The organism is Streptomyces apricus (genome assembly GCF_008369065.1).
GTDB lineage: Bacteria > Actinomycetota > Actinomycetes > Streptomycetales > Streptomycetaceae > Streptomyces > Streptomyces apricus.
Genome location: NZ_VDFC01000040.1, coordinates 828119 through 844552 on the forward strand (window position 1 = coordinate 828119; position 16434 = coordinate 844552).

A 16434-nucleotide genomic window follows, 5' to 3' on the forward strand; every position below is an offset into this window, starting at 1 on the left:
TGCATCATGGCCGACCGCTATCTGAGCCTCGCCGGCACCGCGCCCGGCCGCTTCCTGACCCGGCGGCTCGGACTGCCCCAGCCGACGCGGCTGCGCCGGTGGACCCCCGAACGGCCCACCCTCCAGGGCCGGTTGCTGCACCTGACCGCAGGCAAGTCCGATCTGGACCTGGCGCCCCACCTGGCCCGGTGGGGGCTGGACCTGGACCTCGTACCGGCCGGCTCGGCGCTGGACCCCGACCTCGGCGCGGCCGATCCGGTCGCCGTCGTCCTCGACGCCACCGGGGTGCGGGACGTCGAGGCGCTCGCCGAGGTGCACGCGGCCCTGCACCCCGTCGTCCGGTCGGTCGCCGCGAGCGGGCGGATCGTGGTGCTCGGCACGGTCCCGGACCCGGCCGACCACCACCAGGCCGCCGTGCAGCAGGGGCTCGAAGGGTTCGTGCGCTCGCTCGGCAAGGAGATCGGGCGGGGCAGGACCGTGAACCTCGTACGCCTCGCGCCGCTCGCGCGCGACATGGGCGCCCGCTCCGCCGAGTCGACGCTCCGCTTCCTCCTCTCCCCCGGATCGGCGTACGTCAGCGGGCAGGTGATCGAGGTCGGCGACGGCGAGCCGGGCGCGCCGGAGGACTGGAGCAGGCCGCTGGCCGGGCGGACCGCCCTGGTCACCGGGGCCGCGCGCGGGATCGGCGCGGCCGTCGCCGGGACGCTGGCGCGGGACGGCGCCCGGGTGGTGTGCCTGGACGTGCCCGCCGCCGGGGCCGAGCTGGCCGCCGTCGCGGAGCGGCTCGGCGGGACCGCGCTGCCGCTGGACATCACGGCGCCGGACGCGGGGGCGCGGATCGCCGACGCGCTGCCCGGGGGCCTGGACGTCCTCGTCCACAACGCCGGGATCACCCGGGACCGGCGGCTGGTCAACATGCCCGCCGAGCGCTGGAGTCCGGTGCTCGACGTCAACCTCGCGAGCGTGCTGCGCACGACCGACGCGCTGCTGGCCGGCGGCACGCTCCGGGCGGGCGGCCGCGTCGTGGCCACCGCGTCGATCGCCGGGATCGCGGGGAACGCCGGTCAGACGAACTACGCCGCCTCGAAGGCGGGGATCGTCGGGCTCGTCCGGTCCCTCGGGCCGCGGGCGCTGTCGGAGTACGGGGTGACGGTGAACGCCGTCGCGCCCGGTTTCATCGAGACGAGGATGACCGCCGCGGTGCCGCTGTTCATCCGCGAGGCGGGGCGGCGGATGAACTCGCTCGCGCAGGGCGGGCTGCCGGTGGACGTCGCCGAGACGACGGCGTGGCTCGCGAGTCCGGGGTCGGGGGCGGTCAACGGGCAGGTGGTGCGGGTGTGCGGGCAGAGCCTCCTCGGAGCGTGAGCGCTCCGCTGGGTTTGTGTGTTGCGTTGGTTGGTTGGCGCCGCCGCCGTTTGGAGGGTGCGGGTGCGTCGTGGCTGAGTGCGCAGTTCCCCGCGCCCCTAAGTGCTTAGGGGCGCGGGGAACTGCGCGACCAGCCCCCACCGGCCCGCAGGCGACCGTACTTGCGCGCCACCCCCGTCCAGGACCGAGGAGGAAGACACGTGATGGACGACCTCACGGAAGACATGCGCAGCCCCGCCCGCACCCGGACCCTCACCCGGTCGCCCGCCCTGTGGCCCCTGCTGGCCCGGGGCGCCGTCCTGTCCCCGTTCAAGCGGCCCCGCGCCGGGGTCACCGCTCCCCGGACCCGGCTGGTCCTGCCCGGGGTGCGGGTCGACCTGGGGCGGCTCGCCGCGTACGAGCGGGCGTGCGGATTCGGGGTGGGGGCCGACGAACTGCCCCTCACCTACCCGCACGTGCTCGGCTTCCCCGCGGCCATGCGGCTGATGAGCGGGCGCGCGTTCCCGCTGCCGCTGCTCGGGCTGGTCCACACGTCCGTCGAGATCACGCGCCGCCGCCCCCTCACCGCGACGGGTACGTACGAACTCACCGTGTACGTCGACGACTTGGTCCCGCACCGGCGCGGCACCGAGGCCGTCGTCGTCACCGAGGTGCGGGCCGGCGGAGAGCTCGTGTGGGAGTCGCGCAGCACGTATCTGGCACGCCACCGCACGACGGCGAAGCAGGACGGTCCGGCCCCCGGCGGGCAGGGCCCCGCGGCGGAGCGCGCGCCTCTGCCCGTGCTCGCCGAGTGGCAGCTCGCCGAGGACGTCGGGCGGCGGTACGCGGCCGCTTCCGGTGACCGCAACCCGATCCKCCTGCACCGCCTCACCGCCCGGCTGTTCGGCTTCCCCCGGGCCATCGCGCACGGCATGTGGACCGTGGCGCGCTGCCTCGCCGCGTACGGGCCGCCGCACGGGGCGCCCCCGGCGGCGGTGCTGCGGGCGGAGTTCAGGGCGCCGGTGCTGCTGCCCGGGACGGTGGGATACGGGGTGGAGGGCAGCCGCTTCGAACTGCGCGGCCTCGGCGACTGGCTGCACCTGACGGGAGAGGTACTGCCGCTGGACTGATCAGGTCCCGCCCGCGACCCCCGGGACCTCCGTGGTTTCCGGGACCTTCGGGGCCTCCGAAGCCCCCGCGGCCTCCGCGGCCTCCGTCCAGGGCTGCCCCTCCATCAGGTCGCCGAGGCCCGCCCAGGCGAAGTTCATCAGGGTCGCGGCGGCCTGCCGGGCGGAGACACCGGGGGTGGCGTTGGCCCAGGCGGCGAGCGATTCGGCGGCGCCGACGAGGGCCTCCGCGAGCCCCGCGACCTCGCGCTCGGGCAGCGACGGGTCCCGGTGGGCCTCCCGTGCCGCGACCACGATCAGCTGGGTCACGAACGCCACGATCTCCTCGCGCATCGAGGTGATCTCGGCGGCGAACGGCTCCCCGTGCGTACGCGCCTGGAGGTGCAGCACCGCCCAGCCGTCCGGGTTCTCCGCGGTGTGCGTGAAGAACGCCCGCAGCCCTTCCCAGAGTTGGCGGTCGGCGGGGAGGCCGGGGCGGACCCCGGCGCGTACCGCCGCGGTCAGGGCCGCGGCCTCACGCCGGATGCACGCGGTGAAGAGGTCTTCCTTGCTGTTCAGGTACAGGTAGACCAGCGGCTTGGACACGCCCGCCAGATCGGCGATCTCGTCCATCGACGCGGCCCGGTAGCCCCGTTGCCCGAAGGTCCGTACGGCGGCGTCCAGCATCTGCTGCTCGCGCACGGCACGGGGCATCCGCTTGCTCTTCACTGCACCCATACGGGAAAGGGTATGGGGCGCGCGGCCGCCTTCAGGAAGCGTGCCCCTGGGCCTGCGCCTGAGCCTGCGGGACCTCGTCCGCAGCGTCGTCCTCCTGGCTGCGGTTGGCCTCCAGGTTGGACTTGACGCGGTCGACCCGCTGGACGATCTGCACCGAGGCGCGGTCGCGCTCCTTGCGCAGGACGACGAAGCTGATGGGCGCGGAGATCACCAGGGCGAGCATGACGATCCACATGCCGTTCGAGTCGCCCAGGCCACGGGGGGCGACGCCGGCGTGGACGAGGCCCCAGACGACCACGAGGCAGCCCACGAAGATACCGAGGCGCATCAGTGTGTAGCGGAGCATCTCAATCCACTCTTCCCGTTCCGAACGTTCCCAAAGGGCACCGTCCAGTGAAGCACGGGCGGACCCCGATCTTGTAGGGGGGTGCCGGGGCCCCCCACCCGCACCCGAGAACGCACCCAGCCCGCCCCAGTCAGACCCGCATAGGCTGGGGCGTATCCCGCCGATCCGCCGCAGCCCCCTCGTACTCACGAATGATCTCGTACCGAGTGTTCCGCTCCACCGGCCGGAACCCGGCGTCCCGGATCAGGTCGAGCAGATCCTCACGCGTCAGCTTGTTCGGCGTCCCGTAGTTGTCGGCGTCATGCGTGATCTTGTACTCGACGACCGACCCGTCCATGTCGTCCGCCCCGTGCTGCAGCGCGAGCTGGGCCGTCTGGACGCCGTGCATGACCCAGAAGACCTTCACGTGCGGCACGTTGTCGAAGAGCAGCCGGGAGACCGCGAAGGTCTTCAGGGCCTCCGCGCCGGTCGCCATCTGCGTACGGGCCTGGAGCCGGTTGCGTACCTTCCCGTCCTTCATGTCGACGAAGTCGTGCTGGTAGCGCAGCGGGATGAAGACCTGGAAGCCGCCGGTCTCGTCCTGCAGCTCACGCAGGCGCAGCACGTGGTCGACCCGGTGGCGGGGCTCCTCGATGTGCCCGTACAGCATCGTGCACGGGGTCTTGAGACCCTTCTCGTGCGCGAGGCGGTGGATGCGCGACCAGTCCTCCCAGTGGGTGCGGTGGTCGACGATGTGCTGGCGCACCTCCCAGTCGAAGATCTCCGCGCCGCCGCCGGTGAGGGATTCGAGCCCCGCGTCGATCAGCTCGTCGAGGATCTCGGAGGCGGACAGCCCGGAGATCGTCTCGAAGTGGTGGATCTCGGTGGCCGTGAAGGCCTTGAGGGAGACGTTCGGCAGGGCCTTCTTCAGTTCACTCAAGGACCGCGGGTAGTAGCGCCACGGCAGGTTGGGGTGCAGGCCGTTGACGATGTGCAGCTCGGTGAGGTTCTCGCCCTCCATCGCCTTGGCGAGCCGTACCGCCTCCTCGATGCGCATCGTGTACGCGTCCTTCTCGCCCGGCTTGCGCTGGAACGAGCAGTAGGCGCAGGACGCGGTGCACACGTTCGTCATGTTGAGGTGGCGGTTGACGTTGAAGTGCACGACGTCACCGTTCTTGCGGGTGCGCACCTCGTGGGCGAGCCCGCCCAGCCAGGCCAGGTCGTCCGACTCGTAGAGCGCGATGCCGTCCTCGCGGGTCAGCCGCTCACCGGCCCGGACCTTGTCCTCCAGCTCGCGCTTGAGCCCGACGTCCATGCGTGTACCTCTCCCTGTGACCTGTGACCTGTGCCGATGCGTGTCAACCGCTCAACCGTACTCCGGCGCCCGCGCTACTCCTCCTCGGGCAGCTCGCCCACCCGGTTCTCCCACTTCGTGGAGAGGACGATGGTGGTACGGGTCCTGGAGACGCCCTTGGTCCCGGAGAGCCGCCGGATGGTCCGCTCCAGACCGTCCACGTCGGAGGCCCGCACCTTGAGCATGAAGGAGTCGTCGCCGGCGATGAACCAGCAGTCCTCGATCTCGTTCAGGTCCTTCATCCGGCGCGCCACGTCCTCGTGGTCGGCGGCGTCGGAGAGGGAGATGCCGATGAGGGCGGTGACGCCGAGGCCGAGCGAGGCCGCGTCGACCGTCGCGCGGTAACCCGTGATGACGCCGGCCGCCTCCAGGCGGTTGATGCGGTCGGTGACACTGGGCCCCGACAGTCCGACGAGGCGTCCCAGCTCCGCGTACGAGGCCCGGCCGTTCTCCCTGAGAGCCTGGATGAGCTGCCTGTCCACCGCGTCCATGCGATCGATAGCCTTCCGCTGAAGAGTTCGTGAAGATGAGTGGGTACTGATCCGCCGTGCTCGGGTGGTGCGCCGTGCTCAAGTGGTGCGGGAGCCGCCGAGTTCGCCCTTCCAGCGCTGGTAGAGCGTGTGCGGGACGCCCGCCGCGTCCAGTACGCGCCCGGCGACGAAGTCCACGAGGTCCTGGATGTGGGTGGCGCCCGCGTAGAAGGCCGGGGAGGCGGGCAATACGGTCGCGCCCGCGTCGTCGAGGGTCACCAGGTGCCGCAGGGTCTGCCCGTTCAGCGGGGTCTCCCGGACGGCGACGACCAGCTTGCGGCCCTCCTTGAGGGTGACGCTCGCCGCCCGCTGCAGCAGGTCCTTCGACAGCCCGAGCGCGACTCCCGCCACACAGGCGGTGGAGGCGGGCACGACGAGCATGCCCTTGCAGGGGTACGAACCGGAGGACGGCCCCGCCGCCAGGTCCCCCGCGCTCCAGTGCCGTACGCGGTCGAGGCGGCCCTCGGTGTCCTCGCTCCCGGCGAAGGTGTTCGGCTTCCCGTCGGCTCCACGGGCCAGCCATTCCCGCAGGTCGTCGCGCCAGTGGGCGTCCCGGAAGCTGATTCCGGTCTCGTCGAGCAGGGTGAGGCGGGAGGCCCGGCTGACGACCAGGTCGACGCTCTCCCCGGCGTCCAGGAGTGCGCGCAGCACGGCCGCCGCATACGGGGTTCCGGACGCGCCGGACACCCCCACGATCCAAGGCCGCCGCTGCGTTTCTCCTGCGTTCACACTCCGAGCCTACCGGCGCCGCGCCATTGACTCAGGACCGGCGGCCGGGCACTCCTCGCGACTTGCTTTTACGACAATCTGTCGTAATGTTTACGACAGATTGTCGTAAAAAGCACGGGCCGCGACGCAGGCCCCGACGGAAGGTCCCTCCTCCCATGAACGCCACCGATGCACACGCCGCCGGTACGCACGCCGCCGACCGCGCCGAGATCGTCCAACTGCTCGGCCGCTACGCCGACGTGGCGGACCTGAAGCAGTTCGACGAGCTGCCGGGTCTCGTCCTCACCGATCCGGTCACGGTCGACTTCGAGTCGGTCGCCGGCATACCGCCGATGGAGACGCCGCTCGGCGCGTACGCCGAGGCCCTGCGCGGCGCCTTCGCGCCCTTCACGGCGACCCACCACGCCATCACGGGCCACGTCGTCGAGATCGACGGCGACCGGGCGACGGTCCACGCACACGTGCGTGCCGAGCACTGGCTCCCGGAGGAGCTCACCGGCGACGGGCCCAACTGCTGGCTGGTGGTCGGCTTCTACGACAACGAGGCGGTCCGCACGGCGGACGGCTGGCGCCTGAGCCGGGTGAAGCTCACCGCGACGCACCAGGAGAACGCGCACCTGGCGGGCGCGGCACTGCCCGCGGAACCGGTGCACTAGGGCGGTCCCGGGCCCGGGTGGCGGCGGAGGCCGCGGCGGGAAGGAGAATGACCGCATGCCGCGTATCCGGGGAGCCAGCATCGAGGAACACCACGAGATGGTGTGGGCCGACCTCGCCGAGGCGACGCGGCAACTGCTGCTGGAACGCGACTACGACTCCCTCACCATGGGGCACATCGCGACCCGGGCCGGCCTCGCGCGCAACACGCTGTACAACTACGCACGCGACAAGAAGGCCCTGGTCCTGGCGCTGACCGCCCGGGCCGGCCGGCCCATGGCCGAGCGGGTGGCCGCGATCGCCGCACGGTCCGCGGACCCGGCCGCGCAGCGGATGCGGGAGATCGTCGAGGCGGTCCTGGAGACGTCCGCGGATCCGTCCATGCAGCTGCTGTTCCGCCCCGGGTCCGGCCCGCTGGTCGACGAGCTGCACAAGGGGCCGGGCAACCCGTTCCACGCGATCGTGGCCGAGGTGGAGGACGTCGTCCGGGACGGCATCGCACGCGGGGAGTTCCGCGACGTCGGCGACGTGCACCTCACGGTGGAACTGCTGTCCGGCGCCATGCGCGCGGGCGCCGAGCGCATCGGCCGGGACCCGGACGCGTTCGCGGCCACGGTCCGCACGGCGCGGGAGACCGTCCTCGCCGCCCTGGCCCGCCCCCCGGCCCAGGGCTAGCGACTTCGCGCCCTCCCTACCGTCGCGCGCCTGCGGCGATGCGCAGGGTGTCGGCGAGGGCCTGCGTCAGTTCCGTCACCAGGTGGCGCAGTTCGACCGGGCTCGCCTCGGCGGTCAGTTCGCGGGCGTGGCCGAGCAGTACGGCCGCCATCTCCAGGTGCGTCTCCTCGATCACGTCGGCGAGGCGCGAGACCGGCCCCGGCCGTCCCGGGTCGGCGACGACGTAGGCGGGCCCGCCGCTCGCGCCCGTCCAGGGCAGCAGTCTGAGCGCTTCGGCCCCGTCGCGGCTCCCGGCGCTCATGCCGCTCCCGCCTCTCGGATCAGGAAGAACTCCCGTGGCAGGTAGGGGCGCACGAGACGGGACGCACTCCCGTCGAGCGGGACCTCCGCCCTGCGCGCGGCGCTGCGGTGGACACGGGCCCGGTTCGGTACCGCGTCCCCTTTACGGTGCCGGCCACCGCCGGTCGCGGGCTCCATGCTCCGCGCCAGGGACAGCAGCAGCCCGAGGGCGGCAAGCTGAAAACTCAGCCAGGGGAAGAGGGCAGGGATAAGGTCGGACATGCGTCAGCTCCTTTGAAGCTGGTGCCGTGCCCCGGGGCGGTGACAGCCGTCGCCGGGGTTTCTTATGCCCAACATAGCGCAAGAAATCTACAGGGTTCTAGGGTGAACTAGAGATCGATTACCGTGGCATACCTAGAACACTATGGGTCGGTGATGGAGTTCGAACCGGACGTACCCAGGTGGCGCCAGGTGGCAGCCGTGATCCGTGACCGCATCGAGGACGGCACCTACCCGCCGCGCAGCCGCGTGCCCTCGGTGCAGGCGATCGTCGCGGAGTTCGGGATCGCCACGGCCACCGCGGCCAAGGTGAACGTGGGCCTGAAGAAGGAGGGGCTCGTCTACACCGAGATCGGCATGGGCTCCTTCGTCTCCCCCGACGCCCCGGCCCTCATCAAAAAAGCCCGCGCCGACGACGTCGACGCGGGCTGAGCCGTAGCGGGGGCGGACGGCTAGAGCGTCAGCCCCCGTACCAGCAGGTCCAGGAGCGCGCAGGCGAACAGGGCGATGCCGATGAAGCCGTTGACCTGGAAGAAGGCGCGGTTCAGGCGGGACAGGTCCGTCGGGCGGACGATCGTGTGCTCGTACACGAACGCGGCCGCCACGATCAGCAGGCCCAGCCAGAAGAGGACGCCCGCGTCCGTGGCCAGGGCGAACCAGACGAAGAGCGCGGTCGTGACGGCGTGGCAGGCCCTGGCGCCCCAGATCGCCGCCGGGATGCCGAAGCGGGCCGGGACCGACTTCACGCCGACCTCGCGGTCCGTCTCCACGTCCTGGCAGGCGTAGATCAGGTCAAAGCCGCCGATCCAGATGCCGACCGCCAGGCCCAGGATCACCGCGTCCCAGGACCACTCGCCGGTGATCGCCAGCCAGCCGCCGATGGGGCCCATGGCCTGCGCGAGGCCCAGGATGGCCTGCGGGAAGTTCGTGAACCGCTTGCCGTACGGGTAGACCACCATCGGGATCACCGCGACGGGTGCGAGGGCCAGGCACAGGGGGTTCAGGAGCGCCGCCGCGCCCAGGAAGACCACCAGGGCCACCAGCGCGCCCGTCCACGCGTGCTTCACCGACATCGCGCCGGTGACCAGCTCGCGGTGGGCCGTGCGCGGATTGCGGGCGTCGATCTCCCGGTCGATGATCCGGTTCGCGGCCATCGCGAAGGTGCGCAGCCCGACCATCGCGACGGTGACGAGCAGCAGCCGGCCCCAGTGGATGTTCCCGTCCAGCTCGAACATCGCCGTCAGCGCGGCGATGTAGGCGAACGGCAGCGCGAAGACGGAGTGCTCGATCATCACCAGGCGCAGGAACGCCTTGGTCCGGCCCGGCTGAGGCTGCGGCTGGGGCTGCGGGATCGCCGCGGATGCGCTGCTCACGAGAGTCCGTACTCCTTCCAGCGGCGGTCGACCTTCGCCGCCGTGTCCGGGTCCGAGAGGACCATCTCGGGCCAGCCGCCGTCCCTGGTGTAGCCCTCCTCGGGCCACTTCCGCGTGGCGTCGATGCCCGCCTTGCCGCCCCAGAACTGCTGGTACGAGGCGTGGTCGAGATGGTCGACCGGGCCCTCGACGATGCTCAGGTCCCGGGCGTAGTCCGTGTTGCCCAGCGCGCGCCAGGCGACCTCGTGCAGGTCGTGGACGTCGCAGTCGGCGTCGACGACCACGATCAGCTTGGTCAGGGACATCATGTGGGCGCCCCACACGGCGTGCATGACCTTCTGCGCGTGCTTCGGGTACTTCTTGTCGATCGCGACGATCGCGCAGTTGTGGAAGCCGCCCGCCTCGGGGAGGTGGTAGTCCACGATGTCCGGCACGATGATCTTCAGGAGCGGGAGGAAGAAGCGTTCCGTCGCGCGGCCCAGCGGGCCGTCCTCCGTCGGCGGGCGGCCGACCACGATCGACTGCAGGAGCGGGCGCTTGCGCATCGTCACGCAGTCGATGGTGAGGGCCGGGAACGGCTCCTGCGGGGTGTAGAAGCCCGTGTGGTCGCCGAAGGGGCCCTCGGGGAGCATCTCCCCCGGCTCCAGCCAGCCCTCGATGACGACCTCGGCCTGCGCCGGCACCTGGAGCGGCACCGTCTTGCAGTCGACCATCTCGATCCGCTTGCCCTGGAGGAACCCGGCGAAGAGGTACTCGTCGATGTCGCCGGGCAGCGGCGCGGTGGAGGCGTACGTCACCGCGGGCGGGCAGCCGAAGGCGATCGCGACCGGCAGCCGTTCGCCGCGGCGCGCGGCCACCGCGTAGTGGTTGCGGCTGTCCTTGTGGATCTGCCAGTGCATGCCGATGGTGCGCTTGTCGTGACGCTGCAGCCGGTAGAGGCCGAGGTTGCGGATGCCGGACTCGGGGTCCTTGGTGTGGGTCAGCCCGAGGTTGAAGAAGGACCCGCCGTCCTGCGGCCAGGTGAAGAGCGCGGGCAGCGCGTCCAGGTCGACGTCGTCGCCGCGGAGCACCACCTCCTGGACCGGGCCGTCCTTCACCTTCTTCGGCGGTACGTGGGTCATGGCGCCGAGCTTCCCGAAGGCCTCGCGCACCCCGACGAAGCCCTGCGGCAGCTCGGGCTTGAGCAGCCCGCCGATCTTGTCGCTGATGTCCGCGTACGACTTCAGGCCGAGGGCCTTGAGCAGGCGGCGGTCCGTCCCGAAGACGTTCATCGCCAGCGGCATCGCCGATCCGCGCACGTTCTCGAAGAGCAGCGCGGGGCCGCCCGCCTTCTGGACGCGGTCGACGATCTCCCCGACCTCCAGGTACGGGTCCACCTCGGCCTTGATGCGCTTGAGGTCGCCCTCGCGCTCCAGCGCCCGGAGCAGGGAGCGAAGATCGTCGTAAGCCATGCGTCCCAGTATCGGCTACTCGTTACGCTGGCTCTGTAACGGGGGCCGCTCAGCCGGCCCCGACGCCCATGTGCATGTCCGCACGTGTCTCCGACACGTGTCTGCGCACGTATCTCCACAGCAGGGGGACCACCGCATGCTCCGGGTGCTGATGATCCTGGTGCCGCTGGCACTCAGCATCTACGCCTTCATCGACTGCATCACCACGGATGAGAAGGACGTCCGCTACATCCCGAAGCCGATCTGGGCGATCCTCGTGCTGCTCTTCCCGCTCGTCGGCTCGATCTCCTGGCTGATCGTCGGCCGCGTCCGCACCCCGGGCGGCTCGTCCCGGGCCGGGCGGGGCGGCTGGGTCGCCCCCGACGACAACCCCGACTTCCTGAAGTCCCTCAAGGACGAGAACAGGGACAGGGGCAGGAGCAGGGACAAGGACAAGGACGGGGGCGAGGACGGGGGCAGGGGCGACCGCAAGGAGGACAGCGGCGACGAGAGCGGGCCCGAGGACACCGCGCCGCCGAAGCCCTGACGGGTCACCGCGGCCCCGCTCACGCCCGGGCCGCGGCCAGGGCGTAGAACGCCTGCGTGGTGCGCGGGTGGGCCATCTCGTCCAGCAGGTGGCGCCATTCGGGATCGTCGGTGGCCGCGCAGTGCGCGTGGTCCCAGGCGGCCAGCAGGGGGGCGAGCTCGCTCTCCGGGGCCGTGACGGCGGTCGTGGCGGTGGAGGCGGCGGCGGTCGTGGTGTTCATCGCGGTTCCCTTCCGGCGGAGAGGCCGTGCGCCTCTCGGAGCGTCCGGTACCACCATCGCGCCGCCCGACGCCCGCCACCATGAAGCGGCCCACCCGGCCCGTGGTATGGCTGGCCCCCGCAGCCCGCCAGCAGGGTGGCCGCGGCCGCGGTGACGAAGGCGCGCCTGGAGGGCAGGGTCATGCCCCGGTCGCCCGGCGGCGGCGTACGACGTAGACGGCGGCGCCGCTGAGCGCGACCGCCGCGGCGGCGCCGCCGCCCATCAGAGCGCCGTCGCCGCCGGAACCGCCGGACGCCACCCCGGTGTCGGGCGCCCCGCTCGGCACGGCGGAGACCTGGTCCGGCACGTCGGTCGGCTCGGTGGCCGGGGCCTCGGTGGCCGGGGGCTTGGTCCCCGMGGCAGGGGAGGCCTCGGCCGGCGCGGCGCTCGGCGCCTTGGTGGCGGGGACGGGGGACGGGGTCGTCCCGTCGGCGAACGCGGGCACGGTGCCCGCCAGCACGGCGGTGCAGGTGAGTGCCAGGGCACTGAGGACGGTTCGGCGCATGGAGAAGCTCTCTTCTGTCGGTCTCGCCGCCCGACCCGCACACGGAGGTGCCGGGCCCGGGGCGGCTGCGTCATGGATCGAGCGAAGAGACGAGACAGCGAGGACACAGGTTGTAAAGGGATGGCAAAGTCCCACGGCCCTCGCTCCCGAGCGGACGTGCACCCTTCCTCACGACGCCTCCCCAACAGGGCAACGGGGTATATCCCGTTGACGTTCTTCGGTTCGGGCGGTTGCCTGCTGGGGTGAAGGGTCTTCGTGTCGAACGCGTTGCCGTGGACGGCTCTCTGTCCGAGCCGCTGCTCGCGTCGCTTCTTGCGGACTGGCGGCACGTCCACAACGTGATCGTGCCGCCCGCCGCGCTGTCGCCCGGCGAGGTGCGGGAGCGGGCGGGGCGGTTCCTCCTGGAGGTGGCGTACGCCGGTGACGTGCTGGTGGGCTGCACGACGGTGCGGCCGCCGGAGGGCGAGGAGGCGGAGGCCACCGTCATCGCCCGGGTGCTGCCCGGCCACCGCCGCCAGGGGTTCGGCGAGCGGCTGCACGAACGCGGGCTGGCGCTCGCCCGGGGACTGGGGGCGCGGACGGTCGGGACGGTCGTCCTGGCCGCCAACACCGAGGGCCTGCGGTTCGCGCACGCGCACGGGTACGTCGAGTCCGACCGGTACGTGCTGCCCGGCGGGAGCGCGCTCTGGATCGACCTGCGGCTGGCCTGACCGGGGTCCGCGCACCGCGGGCACGAGGGCGCGCGGGCAGTGGTGGGCGCCCCCTGGAAGTCCGTGCACGGTCGGATCCCGTCGGCGAGGACGACATTTCCGGAGGCGGGAGGGCACCCTGCGATCCATCTCGAAGCAACGCCTCCTGGCCGCGCCCCGGTTGATACACCTCCCTCAGTACGAAACCGGACCCACGGGCCCCAGGGGGATAAGCGGTGCGCACAGGGCTGCACGGCCGCGGCGCGTTGTTCGACACGGAACCGCCCGGCCTCGCTCCACGGCTCGTCGGCCTGCGTCCGTTCCAGCACGGGCCCAGTCCGTACGAGCACACCAGGGACCTGCCCTTCGTGGTGTTCGCCGGTGCCCGCGGGCTCGGCAAGAGCGCCGTGCTGGCCGAGCTGCGGGCCGCGTACGAGGGGCGCACGCCCGTCGCGCTGATCGACTGCGAGGCGGAGCGGTTCGCGCGGTGTCCCGCCGGGCATCCGCAGGCGTCCTGGTCGCCGGTGGCCCAGGCGCTGGTGGCGATCGCCTGGCAGCTCGCGGAGCCGGTGGCCGACGCGGGACGCATACCGTTCCCCCGGCTCGCGACGGGCCTGCTGGCCGTCGCGGCGGGCGGCTGGAACGACCGGGACGTGCCCCGCGCCCGCCGGGAGGCCGAGCGCATCCTGCTGCTGAACGACACCGGTTCCTGGGGCGGCGCGCACACCGGCCGCCGGGTCGGGCGGGTGACCGACCGCCTGACCGACCCCCTCACCGGCTCACCGTCCGGCACGAGGTCCGGTAAGGACTCCGGTACGGGCTGCGGTACGGGTACGGGTACGGGTCCGGTGGTCGAGCCGGTCGTCGAGGCGATCCTGGAGGCGTTCTCCGAAGGGGTCTCCCCCACGCACCGCCGGCTGCGCAAGGCCGCCACCTGGTACCGCGACCACCCGAACGCCGGCGGCAACCCCAAGCTCGGACTCCTGCTGCTCGCCGGGCACTTCAGGGCGGGCGGCGCCCCGCGCACCCGCGCCGAGGGCCATCTCGTACGGGCCCTGCTGGCCGACCTCGACGACGCGTACGGCGGCGCACTGCCGCGCGGGAGTCGGCCCGGGCGCCCGGTGGTCCTCCTCGACAACGCGCAGGCCGCGCCGGGGACCGGGCTGATCGGCGCCGTGCTGCGCGACCGGGCCGACGGCATCGCCGACCGGGTGGCGTTCTTCGCCGGGCTGCGCGGCCACGGCCATCCGGCGCTGCGCAACGCGGCCCGCGGCACCCTGTCCGGGCTGGCCCGCTCGAGCGGCTGGGAGCCCGGCGGCACCGCCTCGTCCCGGGCGCTGCTCGTCCCGCTGCCGCCGCTGTCCCCCGACGACACCCCGCGGGTCGTCGAGGCGGCCTGCCGGGGCCTGGCCGTACCGTCCCGGCTGCCGCGCGCCGCCCACCGGCTGACCGCGGGCAACCCGCTCGGCACGGCGCTGCTCGCCGAGTCGGCCCGCCGGAACCTGCCGCGCGGCGCCGTCACCCCCGGCGACCTGCTCACCGCGCACCTCGACCGGGACGACGGCGACCGCCCCGCCTACCGCGAACTCCTGGACCACCTCGTGCCGGACGGATACCGGGACGGGCGCCGGGACGCGCTGGCGCTGCTGGCCGTGGCGCACGACCGCGCGTCGGCGTGCGTACTGGCCGAGGCGCTCCTCCCCGCCGGCTTCGGCACCGCGGGGGTCCTGGCCCTGGAGGCACGGCTCGCCGAGGAGGGGCTGCCCGCGGTGCCCGGCCGGTTCGTCGGCGACCCGCTGCTGCGCGCCCTGCTCCTGCTGGAGCTGCACCGCAGGGAGCCGGACCACACCACTTGGCGGGCCGCCCACCACACACTCGTAGCCCACTACACGGACGCACAGGGCGTACAAGACGTGCCGGACGCCATCGATCCGCCGGGCACCGCGGACGCTCCGGACTGTGACGGGACGCGGCACGCCCTGTACCGGCTGCACCACGAACTCGCCCTAGGCACCACCGAACCCGCGGTCTCGTACCTGCGCGACACCTTCCACCACCGACCCCCCGCGCAGTGGCTGTCGGCGCTGGCCTTCCTCGCCTCGGCGCCGTACCGGCCCGCCGTCGCCCCCGAGGTCCCCGGCGTCCCCGACGGCCGGACGCAGGTCGCGCTCGGCCGCGCCGGTACGGGTCCCCGGCCGCCGGACGACGTGGACACCGTGCTGCACCTGCGGGTGCGCCGGCTGCTGCACGGGGTCTGGCAGGTGACCGACCCGCTGGCGCTGCCCGACCCGGTCGTCACCGAGCGGCTGCGGTCCGAGCTGGAGCATCTGTCACGGCTGCGCCCCGCCGACGCCGAGCCGCTGCGGCGGGCCTCCCGCCACTGGCCGCAGGACGCGTCGGCGGGCCGGCCCCTACGCGTCTGACGGCTAGACGCCTGCGTACGAGTGCTTGCCGGAGACGAAGATGTTCACGCCGTAGTAGTTGAACAGCCAGCAGGCGAAGGCGACGAGCGCGATGTACGCGGCCTTGCGGCCCTTCCAGCCGGCCGTGGCACGGGCGTGCAGATAGCCGGCGTAGACGACCCAGGTGATGAACGACCAGGTCTCCTTGGGGTCCCAGCCCCAGTAGCGGCCCCACGCGTCGCCCGCCCAGATGGCGCCGGCGATGATCGTGAACGTCCACAGCGGGAAGACGGCGGCGTTCACGCGGTACGAGAACTTGTCCAGCGAGGCCGACGAGGGCAGCCGCTCCAGCACCGAGGTCGCGAACCGGCCCGGCTTGCCGCCGTTCGCGAGCTTGTTCTCGTACGAGTCCTTGAAGAGGTACAGGATCGTGCCGACCGCGCCCACGTAGAAGACGGCCCCGCAGAAGATCGCCGTGGAGACGTGGATGTACAGCCAGTACGAGTGCAGGGCCGGGACGAGCTGGTCGCTGGCGGTGTAGAGGACCGTGACGGCCAGACCGAGGTCGAGCAGGACCGTGGTCGTTAGGAAGAGGCCCATCCAGCGGACGTTCTTCTTCATCGCCAGCAGCGCCAGGTACACGCCGACGGCGACGGTGGAGAAGGTGATGTTGAACTCGTACATGTTGCCCCACGGCGCCCGCTGCACCGACAGGGCGCGGGCGAGCACGCCGCCGAACGCGATGAGGAAGGCGAGCGCGGTGAGGGAGACGGCGATGCGGCCGTAGAGGTCGCCCTGCTCGTCCCCGCCGTGCGCGCCGGGCCCGTCCGGCACGTCGCGGGCGCCGGCCGCGGCGCGGGTGACGACCTTGGGCCGCTCAAGGACGGTGGTGCCGCCCGCGTTCTGCACGGTGACCGCGGGGCCCGCCGCCTTCTTGGCACCCTTGGCGCCCTTGGCCCCCTTGGCGTCCTGGTCCGCGGTCAGTGCGGCGGCCGTGCGGGCGACCTTGCTGCGGCTGCCGAGCAGCCATTCGGCGATGTACGCGAAGAAGGCCAGCGTGTAGACGGCCATCGCGGAGTAGATCAGCGTGTTGCTGAGGTTCGCGAGGTTCTCGTTGGTCGCGGCAGCCAGGTGGGTCGCGGCGGCGAGGTCGGTTGTGGCGGCGAGCGTCACTTCGTCTCAGCCCCTTCGGAGGGTGCGGCGGGAGGTTCGGGGG

Annotated in this window: 20 protein-coding genes; 8 read left to right on the forward strand and 12 right to left on the reverse strand. The window is 72.5% G+C overall.

The features are described from left to right. The first annotated feature begins 6 nt into the window (after positions 1-6). Together FGF04_RS16750 and FGF04_RS16755 are read left to right on the forward strand one after the other, a co-directional pair. Complete coding sequence (locus tag FGF04_RS16750) at positions 7-1365, forward strand: 3-oxoacyl-ACP reductase (protein WP_149512069.1); 1359 nt, start codon at positions 7-9, stop codon at positions 1363-1365. Positions 1366-1589: 224 nt separating this feature from the next. Continuing rightward, positions 1590-2474, forward strand: coding sequence for a MaoC/PaaZ C-terminal domain-containing protein (locus tag FGF04_RS16755; protein WP_149512313.1), 885 nt, complete (start codon positions 1590-1592; stop codon positions 2472-2474). Here FGF04_RS16755 and FGF04_RS16765 read toward each other — a convergent pair whose 3' ends face one another. From FGF04_RS16765 to FGF04_RS16785, 5 genes are all read right to left on the reverse strand, one after another. Next, a complete protein-coding gene (locus FGF04_RS16765; RefSeq protein WP_235882351.1) occupies positions 2475-3188 on the reverse strand; it encodes a TetR/AcrR family transcriptional regulator in 714 nt (237 codons plus the stop codon). 31 nt (positions 3189-3219) lie between these two features. After that, positions 3220-3534 carry a DUF4229 domain-containing protein gene (locus tag FGF04_RS16770; RefSeq protein ID WP_149512070.1) on the reverse strand — a complete coding sequence of 105 codons (315 nt, stop codon included), beginning with the start codon at positions 3532-3534 and terminating at the stop codon, positions 3220-3222. Between the two features lie 130 nt (positions 3535-3664). Beyond that, on the reverse strand, positions 3665-4828 hold the full coding sequence (gene mqnE / locus FGF04_RS16775; protein WP_149512071.1) for an aminofutalosine synthase MqnE: 1164 nt from the start codon (positions 4826-4828) through the stop codon (positions 3665-3667). 74 nt (positions 4829-4902) lie between these two features. Then, entirely contained in the window at positions 4903-5358 is a 456-nt protein-coding gene (locus FGF04_RS16780) for an Lrp/AsnC family transcriptional regulator (protein ID WP_149512072.1), read from the reverse strand. 78 nt (positions 5359-5436) lie between these two features. Continuing rightward, positions 5437-6126 carry a UbiX family flavin prenyltransferase gene (locus FGF04_RS16785; RefSeq protein WP_149512073.1) on the reverse strand — a complete coding sequence of 230 codons (690 nt, stop codon included), beginning with the start codon at positions 6124-6126 and terminating at the stop codon, positions 5437-5439. Positions 6127-6281: 155 nt separating this feature from the next. Between FGF04_RS16785 and FGF04_RS16790 the strand changes: the two genes are divergently transcribed. Both FGF04_RS16790 and FGF04_RS16795 read left to right on the forward strand, forming a co-directional pair. Beyond that, a complete protein-coding gene (locus FGF04_RS16790) occupies positions 6282-6782 on the forward strand; it encodes a nuclear transport factor 2 family protein (protein WP_149512074.1) in 501 nt (166 codons plus the stop codon). A gap of 55 nt (positions 6783-6837) precedes the next feature. After that, entirely contained in the window at positions 6838-7455 is a 618-nt protein-coding gene (locus FGF04_RS16795) for a TetR/AcrR family transcriptional regulator (protein WP_149512075.1), read from the forward strand. Between the two features lie 16 nt (positions 7456-7471). On the opposite strand, the gene FGF04_RS16800 is transcribed toward FGF04_RS16795, so the two are convergent. Together FGF04_RS16800 and FGF04_RS16805 are read right to left on the reverse strand one after the other, a co-directional pair. Then, positions 7472-7756: a hypothetical protein gene (locus FGF04_RS16800; protein ID WP_149512076.1), complete on the reverse strand. Its 285-nt coding sequence runs from the start codon at positions 7754-7756 to the stop codon at positions 7472-7474. Next, a complete protein-coding gene (locus tag FGF04_RS16805) occupies positions 7753-8016 on the reverse strand; it encodes a hypothetical protein (protein WP_149512077.1) in 264 nt (87 codons plus the stop codon). The genes FGF04_RS16800 and FGF04_RS16805 overlap by 4 nt, the downstream gene beginning before the upstream one ends. Before the next feature lie 153 nt (positions 8017-8169). Here FGF04_RS16805 and FGF04_RS16810 point away from each other — a divergent pair, with 153 nt between their 5' ends. Continuing rightward, positions 8170-8445 carry a GntR family transcriptional regulator gene (locus FGF04_RS16810; RefSeq protein WP_188114128.1) on the forward strand — a complete coding sequence of 92 codons (276 nt, stop codon included), beginning with the start codon at positions 8170-8172 and terminating at the stop codon, positions 8443-8445. Positions 8446-8465: 20 nt separating this feature from the next. Here the strand turns inward: FGF04_RS16810 and mqnP are convergent, their stop codons facing one another. Further along, positions 8466-9386, reverse strand: coding sequence for a menaquinone biosynthesis prenyltransferase MqnP (mqnP, locus tag FGF04_RS16815; protein ID WP_149512078.1), 921 nt, complete (start codon positions 9384-9386; stop codon positions 8466-8468). Then, positions 9383-10837, reverse strand: coding sequence for a menaquinone biosynthesis decarboxylase (locus FGF04_RS16820; protein ID WP_149512079.1), 1455 nt, complete (start codon positions 10835-10837; stop codon positions 9383-9385). The genes mqnP and FGF04_RS16820 overlap by 4 nt, the downstream gene beginning before the upstream one ends. Positions 10838-10973: 136 nt before the next feature. Between FGF04_RS16820 and FGF04_RS16825 the strand changes: the two genes are divergently transcribed. Then, entirely contained in the window at positions 10974-11363 is a 390-nt protein-coding gene (locus FGF04_RS16825; protein WP_149512080.1) for a PLD nuclease N-terminal domain-containing protein, read from the forward strand. A 19-nt stretch (positions 11364-11382) separates the two neighbouring features. On the opposite strand, the gene FGF04_RS16830 is transcribed toward FGF04_RS16825, so the two are convergent. Together FGF04_RS16830 and FGF04_RS16835 are read right to left on the reverse strand one after the other, a co-directional pair. Beyond that, positions 11383-11583: a hypothetical protein gene (locus FGF04_RS16830; protein WP_149512081.1), complete on the reverse strand. Its 201-nt coding sequence runs from the start codon at positions 11581-11583 to the stop codon at positions 11383-11385. Positions 11584-11761: 178 nt separating this feature from the next. Beyond that, positions 11762-12127 carry a Tat pathway signal sequence domain protein gene (locus FGF04_RS16835; RefSeq protein ID WP_149512082.1) on the reverse strand — a complete coding sequence of 122 codons (366 nt, stop codon included), beginning with the start codon at positions 12125-12127 and terminating at the stop codon, positions 11762-11764. 272 nt (positions 12128-12399) lie between these two features. On the opposite strand from FGF04_RS16835, the gene FGF04_RS16840 reads away from it, so the two are divergent. Together FGF04_RS16840 and FGF04_RS16845 are read left to right on the forward strand one after the other, a co-directional pair. Then, entirely contained in the window at positions 12400-12837 is a 438-nt protein-coding gene (locus FGF04_RS16840; protein WP_149512083.1) for a GNAT family N-acetyltransferase, read from the forward strand. Between the two features lie 215 nt (positions 12838-13052). Continuing rightward, positions 13053-15239, forward strand: a complete 2187-nt coding sequence (locus FGF04_RS16845; RefSeq protein WP_149512084.1) for a hypothetical protein — start codon at positions 13053-13055, stop codon at positions 15237-15239. Positions 15240-15242: 3 nt separating this feature from the next. On the opposite strand, the gene ccsB is transcribed toward FGF04_RS16845, so the two are convergent. After that, on the reverse strand, positions 15243-16391 hold the full coding sequence (ccsB, locus tag FGF04_RS16850) for a c-type cytochrome biogenesis protein CcsB (protein WP_149512085.1): 1149 nt from the start codon (positions 16389-16391) through the stop codon (positions 15243-15245). Positions 16392-16434: the final 43 nt, after the last annotated feature.